13 protein-coding genes and 2 pseudogenes are annotated in these 16,871 nt (G+C 52.4%); 11 read left to right on the top strand and 4 right to left on the bottom strand.

The genetic code is table 11. The annotated features are described in order from the left end of the window. Positions 1–186: 186 nt before the first annotated feature. Entirely contained in the window at positions 187–2,421 is a 2,235-nt protein-coding gene (locus HUF19_RS08925; protein ID WP_260996341.1) for an NADP-dependent isocitrate dehydrogenase, read from the top strand. A gap of 71 nt (positions 2,422–2,492) precedes the next feature. Here HUF19_RS08925 and cspD read toward each other — a convergent pair whose 3' ends face one another. Next, on the bottom strand, positions 2,493–2,768 hold the full coding sequence (gene cspD / locus HUF19_RS08920; protein ID WP_260996340.1) for a cold shock domain-containing protein CspD: 276 nt from the start codon (positions 2,766–2,768) through the stop codon (positions 2,493–2,495). Positions 2,769–2,983: 215 nt separating this feature from the next. Here cspD and clpS point away from each other — a divergent pair, with 215 nt between their 5' ends. Together clpS and clpA are read left to right on the top strand one after the other, a co-directional pair. Next, entirely contained in the window at positions 2,984–3,343 is a 360-nt protein-coding gene (clpS, locus tag HUF19_RS08915) for an ATP-dependent Clp protease adapter ClpS (RefSeq protein ID WP_260999449.1), read from the top strand. Positions 3,344–3,357: 14 nt separating this feature from the next. Beyond that, positions 3,358–5,616, top strand: a complete 2,259-nt coding sequence (gene clpA / locus HUF19_RS08910) for an ATP-dependent Clp protease ATP-binding subunit ClpA (protein ID WP_260999448.1) — start codon at positions 3,358–3,360, stop codon at positions 5,614–5,616. Positions 5,617–5,644: 28 nt separating this feature from the next. Here clpA and infA read toward each other — a convergent pair whose 3' ends face one another. The 3 genes from infA to aat all read right to left on the bottom strand — a co-directional run bounded on the left by infA (position 5,645) and on the right by aat (position 7,360). Next, positions 5,645–5,863, bottom strand: a complete 219-nt coding sequence (gene infA / locus HUF19_RS08905) for a translation initiation factor IF-1 (protein WP_028292799.1) — start codon at positions 5,861–5,863, stop codon at positions 5,645–5,647. Between the two features lie 100 nt (positions 5,864–5,963). Beyond that, complete coding sequence (locus tag HUF19_RS08900; RefSeq protein ID WP_260999447.1) at positions 5,964–6,668, bottom strand: arginyltransferase; 705 nt, start codon at positions 6,666–6,668, stop codon at positions 5,964–5,966. Continuing rightward, positions 6,665–7,360: a leucyl/phenylalanyl-tRNA--protein transferase gene (gene aat / locus HUF19_RS08895; protein ID WP_260999446.1), complete on the bottom strand. Its 696-nt coding sequence runs from the start codon at positions 7,358–7,360 to the stop codon at positions 6,665–6,667. Before aat ends, HUF19_RS08900 begins: the two co-directional genes overlap by 4 nt. Before the next feature lie 52 nt (positions 7,361–7,412). Between aat and HUF19_RS18460 the strand changes: the two are divergent. The 8 genes and pseudogenes from HUF19_RS18460 to HUF19_RS08855 all read left to right on the top strand — a co-directional run. Further along, positions 7,413–7,934, top strand: a pseudogene (locus HUF19_RS18460) (DNA translocase FtsK 4TM domain-containing protein); the annotation flags it as partial. 573 nt (positions 7,935–8,507) lie between these two features. Next, positions 8,508–10,049: pseudogene (locus tag HUF19_RS18455) on the top strand (DNA translocase FtsK); the annotation flags it as partial. A 12-nt stretch (positions 10,050–10,061) separates the two neighbouring features. Further along, complete coding sequence (gene lolA, locus HUF19_RS08880; protein WP_260999445.1) at positions 10,062–10,748, top strand: outer membrane lipoprotein periplasmic chaperone LolA; 687 nt, start codon at positions 10,062–10,064, stop codon at positions 10,746–10,748. Then, complete coding sequence (locus HUF19_RS08875; RefSeq protein ID WP_260999444.1) at positions 10,738–12,075, top strand: replication-associated recombination protein A; 1,338 nt, start codon at positions 10,738–10,740, stop codon at positions 12,073–12,075. The genes lolA and HUF19_RS08875 overlap by 11 nt, the downstream gene beginning before the upstream one ends. After that, a complete protein-coding gene (gene crcB / locus HUF19_RS08870) occupies positions 12,072–12,446 on the top strand; it encodes a fluoride efflux transporter CrcB (protein WP_260999443.1) in 375 nt (124 codons plus the stop codon). The genes HUF19_RS08875 and crcB overlap by 4 nt, the downstream gene beginning before the upstream one ends. A 6-nt stretch (positions 12,447–12,452) precedes the next feature. Continuing rightward, positions 12,453–13,727 carry a serine--tRNA ligase gene (gene serS / locus HUF19_RS08865; RefSeq protein ID WP_260999442.1) on the top strand — a complete coding sequence of 425 codons (1,275 nt, stop codon included), beginning with the start codon at positions 12,453–12,455 and terminating at the stop codon, positions 13,725–13,727. Beyond that, positions 13,724–15,094, top strand: a complete 1,371-nt coding sequence (gene cysG, locus HUF19_RS08860) for a siroheme synthase CysG (RefSeq protein WP_260999441.1) — start codon at positions 13,724–13,726, stop codon at positions 15,092–15,094. The genes serS and cysG overlap by 4 nt, the downstream gene beginning before the upstream one ends. Positions 15,095–15,194: 100 nt before the next feature. After that, the gene (locus HUF19_RS08855) at positions 15,195–16,814 is read left to right on the top strand and encodes a methyl-accepting chemotaxis protein (RefSeq protein WP_260999440.1); all 1,620 of its coding nucleotides are present in this window, start codon (positions 15,195–15,197) and stop codon (positions 16,812–16,814) included. Positions 16,815–16,871 lie beyond the last annotated feature (57 nt).

Genomic DNA, 16,871 nt, shown 5'->3' with positions numbered 1-16,871 from the left:
TACCGCCCCGGACTCTATGAGTCGCCGGAACTAATCCCCGGCACCGATGCGGTTGACTGTCCCAGCATAAGCAGGACAGATCCCGAACCGGAGGCTTTATTGTACAGGAAATGTGGTGGCCAAAAGCTACCCGCCTGTTAAGCCTCATGCGAAACAGCAATCAGCTACCATGCGATAGGAGTAACAATGTCCACCGATACCCCAAAGATCATTTACACAGAGACCGATGAAGCGCCGGCACTGGCAACCTATTCTCTGCTTCCGATCGTTAAGGCATTTACTCAGTCTGCTGGTATTGCTGTTGAAACCCGCGATATTTCCCTGGCTGGCCGTATTCTTGCCGCTTTTCCTGAGTACCTGACCGAAGAACAGCGTCAGTCTGACGACCTGGCAGAGCTGGGCGCGCTGGCGAACCGTCCTGAAGCCAACATCATTAAGCTGCCAAATATCAGTGCCTCTGTGCCGCAGCTGATTGATGCCATCAAAGAATTAAAAGCCAAAGGTTTTAAAATCCCCCGTTATCTGGAAGAGCCGGAAACTGAGGAAGAAAAAGAAGCCAAGCGCCGTTACGACAAAATTAAGGGCAGTGCGGTAAACCCGGTGTTGCGTGAAGGTAACTCCGATCGCCGTGCACCAGCCTCGGTTAAACAGTACGCCCGCAATAACCCTCACAGCATGGGTGAATGGTCTGCGGATTCCAAGACCCATGTTGCTCACATGGATCATGGCGATTTCTATGGCAGTGAAAAGTCGGTAACCATGGCCGCGGCGACCGATGCCCGTATTGAATTCATCGCCGCCGATGGTGAAAAAACCGTTCTCAAAGCCAAGCTGCCACTGCTGGCTGACGAAGTTATCGATGCTTCTGTAATGAGCCGTAAAGCGCTGCGTGAATTTTTTGCCCGTGAGTTTGAAGATGCGCGCCAGCAGGGTGTACTGCTGTCTGTGCACCTGAAAGCCACCATGATGAAAGTATCCGATCCGATCATCTTTGGTCATGCGGTATCTGTATTCTTCTCTGATGTGTTTGAAAAATACGCTGAAACCTTTGATGAGCTGGGTATTAATCCGAATAACGGTCTGGGTGATCTGCTGTGGAAGCTGCGCCACCTGCCAGAAGAGCAGCGTGCCTCCATCGAAGCCGATATCCAGGCGTGTTACAGCAAGCGTCCTGAGCTGGGCATGGTGAATTCCGATAAAGGTATCACCAACCTGCATGTACCAAACGATGTAATCGTTGATGCGTCTATGCCTGCCATGATCCGGGCGTCTGGTAAGTTCTGGGATAAAGAAGGTGGCCTGCAGGACACCAAAGCCATTATTCCGGATCGCTGCTATGCCGGTGTTTACCAGGAAACCATCAACTTCTGTAAAAAGAATGGTGCGTTTGATCCGCGCACAATGGGCAGCGTGCCTAACGTTGGTCTGATGGCACAGAAGGCAGAAGAGTACGGTTCGCACGATAAAACCTTCGAGATTCAGGCTGATGGCCGCGTTCAGGTTGTCGACGCCGACGGTAATGTATTGCTTGAGCATGCCGTAGAAGAAGGCGATATCTGGCGTATGTGTCAGGCCAAAGATGCACCCATTCAGGACTGGGTGAAGCTCGCAGTAACCCGTGCCCGCCTGAGTGATACACCAGCAATTTTCTGGCTGGATAAAAACCGTGCTCATGATGCACAGCTGATTGCCAAGGTTGAGAAATATCTGGCTCAGCACGATACCTCGGGTCTGGATATCAGCATCATGACTCCGGAAGAGGCTACTCGTGTAACTCTGCAGCGCCTGAAAGAAGGCAAAGATACGATTTCCGTTACCGGTAACGTTCTGCGTGATTACCTGACAGACCTGTTCCCGATTATGGAGCTGGGTACCAGTGCTAAAATGCTTTCTATCGTGCCACTGATGGCTGGCGGTGGTCTGTTTGAAACCGGCGCTGGCGGCTCTGCACCTAAGCACGTACAACAGTTGCTGGAAGAAGATTTTCTGCGCTGGGATTCACTGGGTGAATTTATGGCCTTGTCAGCTTCACTGGAGCACCTTTCTCATGCCACCGGTAATGACAAAGCTCATGTACTGGCGGAAACGCTGGATATGGCGACTGGTCAGGTGCTCGACAATAACAAATCACCATCCCGTAAAGTGGGTGATATTGATAACCGCGGCAGCCACTTCTATCTGGCGCTGTACTGGGCGAAAGCGCTGGCTGAGCAGACTAAAGATGCTGACCTTCAGGCATGTTTTGCACCTCTGGCGAAAACCCTGTCTGATAATGAGGGTGTTATCATGGCTGAGCTGTCTGCAGTGCAGGGCAGTAAGGTTGATATCGGTGGTTACTATCGTCCGGTGCCTGCTTTGGTTGAAAAAGCCATGCGCCCGAGCGCGACACTGAATGCAGCGATTGATGGACACTCCTGCTAAGCGTTGCGCTGAATAAAAAAACCGCCGAATGGCGGTTTTTTTATGTTTGTCCGTTTTGTCCTGAATTCGCCTCAGGCGCTTTCCGGAGTCAGTGATTGTGCAGTTGTCGATAAGGGTTCTTCGGTAAGGGCTGGTGTGTCAGCATCCAGTGCGCGGATATTTATGGCGTGGGTGCCTTTGTCGCTGGGTTTGGTGTCAAACTGAACCGCTTGGCCGGCTTTCAGTGTACGGTAACCATCCATCTGAATAGTCGAATAATGGGCAAACAAGTCTTCATTGCTGTCGTCGGCCAGGATAAAGCCATAGCCCTTTGCGTTGTTGAACCACTTTACCTTCCCTGTTTTCATTATTATGCCTCCCTTGCATGCCACATGACTGAACAACACACTAAACCTACAAAAACAGAGCGTCAAGCGTCTGAAAATGCTCTTTCGTCTAATCGTGGCTTGTTATTGCTGCGAGATGCCTGCATTTAATAAAAGTACCCTGAGAGTATTACTGACTAGAGGTGCGGAAGGCGTGGCGTTATCATGCCTGCTAAATGTAACGATAATATCAGGCCATGCATCACATCTTTGATTCTCAACTAAACTTACAGTCAGAAGATCCATACTCTAATGATCATGGCGGGGTTGTTACGGAGGCGGTTAAGCCAGCCCTTAAGAAACCCCCTATGTACTGTGTGGTCATGATGAATGATGACTATACGCCGATGGAGTTTGTGGTTGAAGTGCTGCAGCGTTTCTTTAATAAAACGCCTGAGCAGGCAACACAGATTATGTTAACGGTTCATACCAAGGGCAGTGCGGTTTGTGCAATACACACTAAAGATGTGGCGGAAACTAAAGCGGCTGTTGTGAATCAATATGCAAGAGATTGTCAGCATCCGTTGATGTGTGAAATTTCTCCGGCAGATGACTGAGGTCAGGAGGCAATATGCTGAACCGAGAGTTAGAGCAAACACTGAATGAAGCATTTAAGGATGCTCGCTCGAAGCGTCATGAATTTATGACGGTGGAACACCTGCTTCTGGCCTTGCTGGATAATGAGGCGGCGGCGTCCGTGCTGGAGGCTTGCGGGGCTGATATTTCCAAGCTGCGCAAAGAACTTCAGGAGTTCGTTAACTCCACTACACCGCTGATTCCTGAGCATGACGGTGAGCGCGAGACACAACCAACCCTTGGCTTTCAGCGAGTGTTGCAGCGTGCGGTTTTTCACGTCCAGTCATCGGGAAAGTCTGAGGTTACCGGTGCCAATGTTCTTGTGGCCATTTTTTCTGAGCAGGAGAGTCAGGCGGTTTACTTCCTGAAGCAGCAGAATATCGCCCGTATTGATGTTGTGAATTACATTTCTCATGGCATCTCTAAGGTGTCTGGTCCGGAGGAGTCTTCAGACCATATGTCTGATGGTCCTGAGGATGAAGGTGAGAACAGCAGTAAGAGTGCTCTGGAAGGTTATGCCACCAACCTGAATCGCCTGGCGCGGGAAGGTAAAATTGATCCGCTCATTGGCCGTGATTATGAGGTCAGTCGCCTGGTGCAGACGCTTGCTCGCCGGCGCAAAAATAATCCGCTGCTGGTTGGTGATTCCGGTGTTGGTAAAACTGCGATTGTTGAAGGTTTGGCCAAGCGGATTGTTGATCATGATGTTCCTGAAGTGATTCAGGATGCCGTTGTTTACAGTCTGGATATGGGCGCTCTGCTTGCCGGTACTAAGTACCGTGGGGACTTTGAAAAACGTTTCAAAGCCTTGCTTGCTGAGCTGAAAAAACAACCGCATGGCATTTTATTTATCGATGAAATTCATACCATTATTGGTGCAGGCGCTGCATCCGGCGGTGTGATGGATGCCAGTAATTTATTAAAACCACTGTTAAGCTCCGGCGAAATACGCTGCATTGGCTCTACAACCTTTACCGAATTCCGCGGCATTTTTGAAAAAGACAGTGCGTTAACCCGTCGTTTCCAGAAAATTGATGTGGCTCAGCCATCGGTTGAGGATACTTATAAAATTCTTAAGGGGCTGAAATCCCGTTTCGAAGAGCATCATAATATTCGCTATACCGACAAAGCGTTAAAAGCGGCGGCAGAGTTGGCAGAGCGCTATATCACTGACCGTAATCTGCCGGATAAAGCAATTGACGTCATTGATGAAGTCGGTGCGCTGCAGCATTTATTGCCAGCAAATAAACGCAAGAAAGTAATCGGTGTGACAGAAGTTGAGCAGGTCGTTGCGGCGATTGCCCGTATTCCGCCAAAAACCGTATCAGCTTCGGATAAAGAGCTTCTGTTTAAACTGGAAGATAAATTATCCATGGTGGTGTTTGGTCAGGATGAGGCGATCCAGACATTATCGACAGCGATTAAAATGTCGCGTGCCGGACTTAATTCTCCGCAAAAACCCATTGGCTCATTCCTGTTTGCCGGACCTACCGGTGTCGGTAAAACCGAGGTGTCGCGACAGCTGGCGAATGTTATGGGAATGGAATTAATCCGCTTTGATATGTCGGAGTATATGGAGCGCCATACCGTTTCCCGTTTAATCGGTGCACCTCCGGGTTACGTCGGTTATGACCAGGGCGGCTTGCTCACCGAAGCGATCAATAAGAATCCGCATTGTGTGTTGTTGCTGGACGAAATTGAGAAGGCGCACCCTGAGGTGTTTAACATACTCTTGCAGGTGATGGATCACGGCACGCTTACGGATAACAATGGTCGCAAAACGGATTTCCGTAACGTGATTCTGATAATGACAACCAATGCCGGGGCGGAGCAGATGAGCCGTTCAAGTATCGGCTTTACCTTCCAGGATCACAGCACCGATGGTATGGAAGCGCTGAAGAAAACCTTCACGCCGGAATTCCGTAACCGGATCGACAGTATTATTCAGTTCTCGCCATTATCGCGCGATACCATCCTGCACGTTGTCGATAAGTTTTTGGCAGAACTGCAGGGGCAGCTGGACGACAAGCGCGTACTGCTGAATGTCGATGACGATGCGCGTCAGTGGCTGGCTGAGCATGGCTATGATGAGCGCATGGGTGCCCGCCCGATGAGTCGTCTGGTTCAGGACAAAGTGAAGAAACCACTGGCAGAGAAAATTCTGTTTGGCGAACTCGCCCAAGGTGGGGAAGTGGATATTGCAGTCGAGGATGGGGAGTTGGTTCTGACAGTGCCCGAGGAGGTGCCAGCCTGATTGCTGTCACCTGTCGGGCATGTTGGCATCAGCGTGCCCGGTAGGTGATACGACCTTTGCTTAAGTCGTAAGGTGTTAATTCTACTTTCACCTTGTCGCCGGTCAGAATGCGGATGTAGTTCTTACGCATTTTTCCTGAAATATGAGCAGTCACAACGTGCCCGTTCTCCAGCTTTACCCGGAACATCGTATTTGGAAGCGTGTCGATTACTTCACCTTCCATTTCAATGTGATCATCTTTTGCCATTCGTCACCTGTTTAGACCTTGCACAACGCGGGCGCATTCTGCCTTAAATTTCAACAATAAGCAAAGCGCTATCCGTTTGTTGCGTTTCGGATGGTGGGAATCAGCTGTTGAGGAGGGACCATTGACCTGCGCGGTAAGCCTCTAATGGCACAAACTGGCGCTTATAGCTCATCTTCCTGCTGCCATTAACCAGATAGCCCAGATAGTTGAAAGGCAGTCCGAGAGGCTGGCAGAGCTGAGTCAGCCTGAGAATCATCAGAGTGCCGAGGGAACGTTGTGGTAATTCATCGCTGTAGAAGCAATAGACCGCTGACAACCCATCCTGCAAATAATCAAAAACCATACAGGCGACCAGCTTTCCTCCCAGACGTGCGGTCAGAAAGTCTGTTGTGCCGAAGTCGCTGACCAGAAAGTCCGTGAATTGCCGGCGGCTGGGTGGGTACATATCACCATCAGCGTGCTGAGCATTAATGTACTGTTCAAACAGTGCGTACATCTCATCGCTGTCGCTGGGTTTTTCGATGCACAGCTGCAGATCGGTATTTTTATTGAGAATCCGCCGCTGACTGCGGGAGAGTTTAAAGTCTTTAACCCGCAGGCGTACGGAAATGCAGGCCGAACAGGCCGGGCAGTCAGGGCGGTAAACCAGACGGCCGCTGCGGCGGAAACCGTTAAGACTGAGCAGTGTCAGGGTTTCCTGATCGAGCTCGGCGCGCGGGTCTACATATAGACTGCGCGACTGCTGATCTTCAAGATAACTGCAGTTGTGGGTCTCTGGTGGCTGAAACAGCATGATCTTCTTCATGCCAGCCAACCGGGCAGTATTAGTTGCAGTGGCTGCGTTGTCGCTTGCTGTAATATGCCTTCAAACGCTTTGCGCTCAAGTTCAATAAGGCCAAATTGCCCCAGATGCTCCGTTTTCATCTGACAGTCGATCAGCGTTACTCCGGCGGCAAACAATATCGGCGCTGCAGTGGCGAAAGCCAGTTTTGATGCGTTGCTGCGTCTCGAGAACATCGATTCTCCGAATACGGCGCTACCGATGGTCAGACCATAAAAGCCACCACATAAGACTCCGTCAGTGTCCCAGCACTCCACGCTGAACGCCCGGCCGGCACGCTGTAATCTGCCGTAGCAGTCGATGATTTCATCGCAGATCCAGGTGCCGCTTTCATAGTCACGTGGCTGTGCGCAGGCCTGAATAACGCTGTCAAAAGCCAGGTTGCAGCTGATGCTGAGTTGCTCGCGGCGCAACAGTTTGCGCACCGTACGCGGCAAACGAAAACTTTCGGCGGTAATGACCGCGCGCGGGGCAGGGCTCCACCATAGCCGTGCTTCCCCAGGGTCATTCCAGGGAAAGATCCCTTTACGGTAGGCGCTGTCCGCCCATAGCGGACTTACCCGGCCTCCGGCTGCGAGCAGGCCGTTGGGTTCGTTCAGGGCTTTTGACGTAGCCGGAAATACCGGCGGAAGGACTTCATCTAGCCAATCAATCATGATAAACCCGTGGTAAACTTCGCCTCTGAATAAGGGTAACGGGAAGGGTATTTTGCCAAAGGATACGTCTGAAGCAGGTTTTCAGCCAGCAACAACACCGGATTCCGCTTCTGCCGGCAGCTGGCAGCGGCGCCATGATGTTATTTTTTTGCTGCTGACGCTGGTCAGCCTGCTGCTCCTGCTTGCGCTGTTTTCGTATACCCCCTCCGATCTGGCCTGGTCCGCGGCGGGAGAGGGGGCAACACACAATTCGGTTGGCCGTATTGGTGCGGTCATCGCCGACCTTCTTTTTCATGGCCTGGGTTATCTGGCTTTCGCTCTGCCTCTGTTGGTCATGGCCAAGCTGTGGTTACTGTTCCGCAAAGCCCCACGTCCCGGCGGTCGCATCTGGTTGTTGCGCACACTCGGCATGGTGCTCTCTGTCAGTATGCTGTGTGCGCTGGCTGAGATGAGCATCTGGCATGGCGAAGGCTTGCCTGTTGGCTCCGGCGGTATCGTTGGCAAGGTGATTGTCGGTGGTTTTCTGCCGCTGTTCAGCTTCGTTGGCTCGGCCATTATTTTTACCGCATTACTGGCTCTGGGGCTGATGCTGTTTCTTGAATTTTCCTGGCTGCAACTGTTCGACCGCCTGGGTGGATGGTTACTGGAATTGCGTGAGCGCAGTATCGCCCGTCGCCAGAGTGCACAGCATGTCAGCTCAGATGCTGGTGATTATGACGACACAGATGATTATGAGAGCTCTGCTGAGCAGGCTGAGGCGGAGCCTGTCGAAGCTCGCGCAGGTAAAAAGGACAAAGCAACATCCGTAAGCACCAATAAGCCAGGTGATGAAGTCGCAGGTTTTGATCGTTTCTTCAGCCGCATGGATGCTGGCAATACAGCCTCCGCTGGTGATGATGCCGAACCATGGCTTGGCGATCTGGATGCATTCAGTGCCGGGGACGATGCACAGAGCCCGGCCAGTGATTACAGCGCCACGACCGATACGCCGGTGCAGCAAGATAAGGCAGCTCCGCTAGTGGCGCCAGAACCAGCAGATGACACATCAGAAACCCCTCCGTGGGAAGATAAGCCGGTCAAAACCAAGGCGGTAAAAGCCGAACCTGCTGAAGCTGTTATTCCCATCGAGCCCCTGGCCCGTAAAGAGAGCCGGCCAAGTGAGCGGGCGCAGCGTGAACTGCAGGGTGCATTGTTTAAAAGCGATCAGCCGTTGCCATCCATTGCGCTGCTGGATCCACCGCGTAACGATCAGAAAAGCGGCTTCTCGCCCGAGCGCCTGCAGGAAATGTCCAAGCTTCTGGTACAGAAACTGGCGGACTTTGGCGTAAAAATCGAAGTGACGGCGGTGGCGCCGGGCCCGGTAATTACCCGCTTTGAAATTCAGCCGGCACCCGGCGTAAAGGCCAGTAAGATTTCAAATCTGGCCCGCGATCTGGCGCGTTCGATGGCGATGATCAGTGTGCGTGTGGTTGAAGTTATTCCCGGCAAGTCGGTCATGGGGATTGAAGTGCCCAACGAAGATCGCGCCGTGGTATCACTGTCTGAAGTTTTGTCATCAGAAGAATACGATCGCTCGAAATCGCCGCTGACGCTTGCCCTCGGGCACGATATTGGCGGTAATCCGATCATTACTGATCTGGCAAAAATGCCTCATCTGCTGGTTGCCGGTACAACTGGTTCCGGTAAATCGGTTGGTGTAAATGCCATGCTGCTCAGTCTGCTGTTTAAATCGACACCGGATGAGCTGCGTCTGATTCTGGTTGACCCGAAAATGCTGGAATTGTCGGTATATGAAGGAATTCCGCACCTGCTGACGCCGGTCATTACCGATATGAAAGAAGCCGCCAACGGTCTGCGCTGGTCGGTTGCCGAAATGGAACGTCGCTATATGCTGATGGCCGCGATGGGCGTGCGTAACCTCGCCGGCTATAACAAGAAAGTCCGTGATGCTATTGAAGCCGGACAGCCGTTAACGGACCCGTTATGGCAGATTGATAAATCTTTTGAAACGACACCGCCAGCGCTGGAGCCTCTGCCTTATATTGTCATTGTGATCGACGAATTCGCCGACATGATGATGATGGTGGGTAAAAAAGTAGAAGAGCTGATTGCCCGTATCGCGCAAAAAGCCCGTGCTGCTGGTATTCATATGATTCTGGCGACTCAGCGCCCGTCGGTGGATGTTATTACCGGCTTAATTAAAGCCAACGTACCGACCCGGATTGCGTTTCAGGTGTCATCCAAAATTGATTCGCGCACCATTCTTGATCAGGGCGGGGCGGAGCAACTGCTGGGACACGGTGACATGCTGTATATGCCACCGGGAAATGCCTTGCCGGAACGTGTGCATGGCGCTTTTGTTGACGATGATGAGGTTCACCGCGTGGTGGCCGAATGGAAGCTGCGTGGCGAACCCAATTATATTGAGGAAATCACCAGCAGCGATGAAGATGGCGGCGGAGCTTTCTCTCTGGAAGGCGGTGATGAAAAAGATGATCTCTACGATCAGGCCGTCGCCTTTGTTACCGAAAGTGGCAAATGCTCTATTTCCTCTGTGCAGCGCAAGCTTCGCATCGGCTATAATCGCGCCGCCCGTCTGGTTGAAACAATGGAAGCGGCAGGAGTTGTTTCATCACCGGCACACAATGGCTCGCGTGAAGTACTGGCTGGCGCTCCGCCGAATTACTGAGCGGGTTTTATTTTGACGTACGCTAAAAAAATGGTAACCGACGTGTTTTTATCTGAGTCTTTTCGCAAATACTGGCTGATTTTTATCGGCGCGTTAACTTTCAGTCTGTCATCCGGGGCGCAGTCATCCAATGATGCTCTGGCAGATTTTTTATTGCGGCTGAAACAGCTGCAGAGCCTTGAATCCTCTTTTGTGCAAACCACCCGTGATACCTCCGGACGCATCCTGCAGCAGATGAGTGGCAGTCTGACCGTCGCCAAGCCAGGAAAAATGCGCTGGCAGACCGATGCGCCTTTTGAACAACTGGTTGTTTCTGACGGCAAGCTGATCTGGATTTACGATATGGATCTTGAACAGGTAACCATTCGCGACATGGATCAGCGTGTTCAGGAAACCCCAGCGTTGCTGCTGAGTGGCAGTACTGCTGATGTTGAAAAGAGCTTTGTTGTCGCCAAGGAAACAGCCAGCAATGACATTATTTTCCAGCTGGTACCCAAAGATCCGAGCCAGCTGTTTGAGTCTCTGGAATTTCATTATCAGGGCAAAAACCTTAAGCGCATGATGATTTACGATGCGGCCGGTCAGGTGACGGAAATTTCATTTTCAGCCGCCAATATCAACACAGCTGTGGATCCTGCGGCTTTTATATTCGATGTGCCTGAAGGTGTGGATGTAATCGACGGACGTCATGGCATCTGATCTTTTCGGCAACCATACGCCCGCATACGAACCTTTAGCCTCAAGGCTTCGCCCGCAGCGACTGGAACATTATATCGGCCAGGAGCATGTTATCGGGCCGGGAACACCATTGCGTAAGTCACTGGATGCCGGGCAGTTGCATTCGGTGATTTTCTGGGGCCCGCCGGGTGTAGGTAAAACCACTCTGGCGCGCCTGATTGCACAGTACGTTGACGCGGCGTTTCTGGCCCTCAGTGCGGTTATGTCCGGGGTTAAAGAAATCCGCGAGGCGGTGCAGCGCGCGCAGCAATACCGGGCAACGGGTCGTAAAACGGTGTTATTTATTGACGAAGTACACCGCTTCAATAAATCCCAACAGGATGCTTTTTTACCCTATGTGGAAGATGGCACCTTTATTTTTGTTGGCGCGACAACCGAAAATCCGTCCTTTGAATTAAATAATGCCTTGCTGTCCCGTGCTCAGGTTTATGTTTTAAAAAGCCTGAGCGCAGAACAGTTACAGCAGATTTTGCAGCAGGGGATTGCGCAGCTTGATCCTGCGCCACGAGCCAGTACAGAAGCATTGCAGATGATCGCCGATGTCGCCGATGGTGATGCGCGACGTGCTTTGAATATGCTCGAATTTGCCCTGCAGCTCAGCGGCGATGATGAACTCAGCGTGGCGGTTGTTAAAGAATTGCTGGGTAATCAGGCGCGTCGTTTTGATAAAGGCGGCGAGGCTTTTTACGATCAGATTTCTGCGCTGCATAAATCGGTGCGTGGCTCGGACCCGGATGCAGCTCTTTATTGGTTTGCACGCATGCTCGATGGTGGTTGCGATCCGCTATATATCGCCCGCCGGGTGGTGCGTATGGCCAGCGAAGATATTGGCAATGCTGATCCGCGCGCCCTGACGCTGTGTGTGAATGCCTGGGATGTGCAGGAGCGGCTGGGCTCGCCGGAAGGAGAGCTGGCCATTGCGCAGGCGGTTACTTATCTGGCCTGCGCGCCGAAAAGTAATGCGGTCTATAAGGCGTTTAACAAAGTGCGGGCGATGATTGCTTCGCAGCCAAGCTACGAAGTGCCTCTGCATTTACGCAATGCGCCAACCAAATTAATGAAACAGCTCGATTACGGTGCGGAATACCGTTATGCCCATGACGAGCCGGATGCTTTTGCTGCCGGTGAAAATTACTTCCCTCCTGAGCTGAAAGATACTCAGCTGTACGAGCCGGTAAATCGCGGACTGGAAAGCAAAATCCGGCAGAAGCTGGAGCACCTTCAGCAGCAAAATCGTCAGTCTGCGCAGCAACGTTATCCGCGTAATAGCATGGGAGAAAGTGAATGACGTATCTGTGGATCGGCATCGGTGGTGCGCTTGGTGCCATTTCCCGTTACCTGCTTGCCACGGCGGTTTACCGCTGGGCCGACAAGCCCTTTCCCTATGGCACCTTAACAGTGAACCTGCTAGGCTCCTTCGCCATTGGTATGGCCTATATTTGGCTGGTAGAACACCAGTGGGGCGGCGATCATCACAAGCAACTGGCGATGATCGGCTTTCTCGGTGCCTTTACCACCTTCTCTACGTTTTCATTAGAAAGTATTGCACTGCTGCAGCAGGAGCGTTGGCTGGCGATGGCCAGCTATGTCGGCTTCAGTGTTACAGGCTGTCTGCTGGCGACTGCCGCAGGCATGTGGTTATCTAAATCCTTGGTATAAGAAACAATGCTGGACGTTAAGTTTATTCGCGACAATCTGGATCAGGTAAAAGCAGCCCTGGCCAAGAAAGGCTTTATGTTTGATGAAGCCGAATTCACCCGTCTGGACGATGCGCGCAAAGCCGCACTGACCAGCGCTCAATCCCTGCAGGCCGAGAAGAAAAAAGCGTCCAAACAGATTGGCGCATTAATCGGTCAGGGTATGTCTCCGGAAGATGCCAAGGCTCAGGTTATGGGCAGTATCGATTCCGACATCGGCGAAGCGGAACTGGCCGCAAAACAGGCTGAACAGAGTCTGCGCGAGCTGCTGATGAGTATTCCGAATGTGCCGCAAAACGATGTGCCATTTGGGTCTGACGAAAATGACAACGTGGAAGTGCTGACCTGGGGTGAGCCTGTTGCGTTCAGTTTTGCCGCCAAAGACCATGTTGACCTGGGCGAGCCGCTGGGTCTCAGCTTTGACGACGGCGCTCTGGTTGCCGGTTCCCGTTTTGTGGCGATGAGTGGCGCCATGGCACGTCTGCATCGTGCGATTACCCAGTTTATGCTCGACACCCACAGCGAAGAACACGGTTACGAAGAGACTTATGTGCCTTACCTGGTGAATCGCCAGGCGCTGGAAGGTACCGGTCAGTTGCCAAAATTCGAGGAAGATCTGTTTAAAGTGCCGGGTGAGAAAGATTTCTACCTGATTCCGACAGCTGAGGTTCCGGTCACCAATTTGCTGCGCGACAGTGTCACCGACAAGACCCTGCCAATTAAAAAAGTGGCGCATACGCCGTGCTTCCGCAGTGAAGCGGGCAGTTATGGTCGCGATACCCGCGGCATGATCCGCCAGCATCAGTTCGACAAGGTAGAGCTGGTGCAGTTTGTCCGCCCACAGGATTCTGATGCTGCGCTGGAAGAATTAACCGGCCATGCAGAGGCTATTTTGCAAAAGCTCAACCTGCCATACCGCAAAGTAATCCTGTGCGGTGGCGATCTGGGCTTTTCCGCGGCCAAAACCTACGATCTGGAAGTCTGGCTGCCGGGTCAGCAGAAATACCGTGAAATCTCTTCCTGCAGCACCTTTGGTGATTATCAGGCGCGTCGCATGCAGGCCCGCTGGCGCAACCCGGAAACCGGCAAGCCAGAACTGCTGCACACCCTGAACGGCTCCGGTCTGGCGGTTGGCCGCACCATGGTTGCGATTCTGGAAAACTATCAGCAGGAAGACGGCAGCATCGTTGTTCCTGAAGCGCTGCGCCCTTATATGCGTGGCCTTGACGTTATCCGCCCATGATGAATCTGCCCCTGGTTCTCCGGGGGAGTGCCCGGCCTTTTGTGCTGGTTGGGGGCGGTCAGGTTGCCGCCCGCAAGCTGCTGACATTACTGAAAGCCGGCGCTCAGGTTCAGCTGATTGCCCCCGAGCTGCACGCGGACATTGCCGCCTGCGCCGGAAATCCTCTCCTTAGCATTGAACAACGTCCCGCCAGCCTTACCGAAACCTTTGATTCCGGTTCTCTGGTGGTTCTGGCAACCGACGACGCTGAACTGAATGCACAGCTGGCGGCCAACGCCCGTCACTCTGGTTGTCTGGTGTGTCGCTGCGATCAAACCGGGGATAATGATTTTATCTTTCCGGCGGTCATCGATCGTTCGCCGTTACTTGTCAGTGTTTCAACCAGCGGCGCCTCGCCGGCACTGACGCGCTATGTGCGTCAGCGTCTGGAGGCCTTTATGCCGCAGGACTATCGCGACCTTGGGGCTTTTGCCGAGCGCCTGCGCACCCAGGTTAAGCAACAGCTTGCTGCGCCGCTGCGGGCCGGGTTCTGGCGCCGCTGGATTGGTAGTCTGGCACCGGAGCTGATACTGGCACGGCAGACTGAGCGGGCAGAGGCTGTTACTGCAGATCTGCTGAATGGAAATAGCGAACAGCAGGGTGAGGTGTATCTGGTGGGTGCCGGGCCCGGCGATCCGGATCTGCTCACATTCCGCGCTCTGCGCCTGATTCAGAGTGCAGACGTGGTGTTTTATGACCGACTGGTCAATCCACTGATCCTGGACTTTATCCATCCGCAGGCCGAGCGTTTTTATGTCGGCAAGGCAAAAAGTGACCATGCGGTACCACAGGAAGGCATAAACCAGTTATTGGTTGATGCGGCCCGAACCGGGAAGAAAGTACTGCGCCTGAAAGGCGGAGATCCTTTTATTTTTGGGCGTGGCGGTGAAGAAATCGAGGAGCTGGCCGCGGCTGGCATTCCGTTTCAGGTGGTGCCGGGCATTACCGCAGCCAGTGGCTGTGCAGCCTATGCCGGTATTCCGCTGACACATCGTGATCATGCGCAAAGCGTACGCTTTGTAACCGGCCACCTGAAAAACGGAACCTGTGATTTACTCTGGCAGGAGCTGGTTCATCCGGGACAAACGCTGGTGATATATATGGGGCTGAGTGGTTTGCCGCATATCTGCGATCAGTTGATGGCTGCAGGCATGGATAAATCAACACCCGTTGCTCTGGTTGAAAAAGGAACATTGCCCGATCAGAAGGTTCACGTCAGCACCCTGCAGGATATGCCTGGCTACATTGCCGGGCGCACCATTCAGGCCCCGACCCTTACTATTGTTGGCTCAGTCGTTAGTCTGCATGAGCGGCTGAAGTGGCGCTAACCGCCTATATTTCCTGATAGTTTCTGCCGCTTGCTTAAGCGGCAGACTCAAAAATATGCACTATGCTTGGTCTGGTAGTTGTAACTATTGGATCTGAGTAATGAGTCTTCTGAATTCTTTAAGTATTAAAACCAAAATCCTGACCCTTGCCGGTGTGGCTGTGCTCGGTTTTATTGTCAGCCTGTTGGTTAATACCAATATGAATACGGCGAACTCTGAGCGTTTGCAAACGATTCAGAAAACCTTTTTTCCGGTAGTTGAAATATCCAAGGCAAACCTTGTCCGCTTGTCGCGTCTTGAAGAATTGTTTTCAACGGCGGTCAGTACCGGTGAGATTGACTTCGTCAATGCTGCGGAAAAGGTGCGTAAAGAAGTGGCTGATGATCTGGTCCGGCTCGAAGCCATTTGGCCTGAGCGTGCAGCAGAAGTCATGCGTACCCGTTCAGCCTTTGAGGCGTACTTCCGTGCAGCCAAGGCACTTTCTGCCGGCATGATTGATGGATCTCTTGATCCTTCGTTAATGTCATCATCAATTGAAACCATGAATACCTCGCTGGCTTCTGCACGCCAGCTGATGCGCCAGTATAACGATGATGGTATCGGAGCATTTAATCAGACCGTCGCCCGCTCTGATGAGGCTGCACAAAATGCATTGTCTATTGGTCTTGCGGTCACACTGGTGACGCTCGTATTTCTGGGGCTTGTGGCATGGAGTACCAGTAGCTCTATAAATACCGCAGTTTCCGGCCTCCTGACGTCACTCAAAGATATCGCTTCGGGCGAAGGGGATCTTACCCGCAGGATTTCTAAATCATCCAATGATGAAATTGGTGAGGTGGTCGACTGGTTTAACCAGTTTGTTGACAAGCTGCACCGCAGTATTGGTGAGGTTGTGGCTACAACACGTCCTCTGACCAGTGTGTCCGGCGATCTCGGCAGCCTGACATCGGAAACATCGCAGATTACCGAACAGCAGAATCGGGCAACAGAAGAAGTCTCTTTTGTTGTTGACGAAATGGTTGCCAGCGTGAAAAACGTTTCCGTGAATGCCAGTTCAGCAGCACAGGCTGCGCGTGAGGCTGACCAAACAGCCAAAGAAGGCCGCACTATCGTAAATGACACCGTAAAAAGCATTAATGCTCTGGCTGGCGAGGTTGAGCGTGCCAGTGAGGTGATTCGTAAACTTGAAGCGGATACCGCTAACGTTGGCAGTATTCTGGATGTGATCAAAGGCATAGCCGAACAAACCAATCTGCTGGCGCTGAACGCAGCCATTGAAGCCGCCCGTGCTGGTGAGCAGGGGCGGGGGTTTGCGGTGGTTGCCGATGAAGTGCGCACCCTGGCGTCGCGCACCCAGGATTCCACGCAGGAAATTCAGGCCGTTATTGAAGAATTGCAGTCGGCTGCACGTTCGGCAGTTGAGGTAATGAGCTCCAGTAAAGAGCGGGCGCAAACCAGTGTTAGTCAGGCCGCAAAAACGGATGAAAGCCTGCAGGCAATCACCAGCAAAGTAGAATCGATTACGGCCATGAACAGCCAGATCGCTTCCGCAACTGACCGTCAGGAGCAGGCTGCACACAGTATTAAAGATAACGTGGTCGGTATTAAAGATACCTCGGCGACAGCGATGGCCAGCATGCAGAAAGTGGCCGCAGCCAGTCGCTCATTGACGGAAATTGCACAGACACTGCAGCGTATTACCGGGCAATTTAAAGTCTGATGCTGGGCTGATAACAGAGGCATAAAAAAGCCGGCATGATGCCGGCTTTTTGTTTTG

Origin of the sequence: Thalassolituus hydrocarboniclasticus (assembly GCF_025345565.1) — a bacterium.
GTDB classification, from domain to species: domain Bacteria; phylum Pseudomonadota; class Gammaproteobacteria; order Pseudomonadales; family Oceanobacteraceae; genus Venatoribacter; species Venatoribacter hydrocarboniclasticus.
Note: the sequence above shows the minus strand (reverse complement) of the source record. Positions and strands in the feature narration are given on the sequence as shown.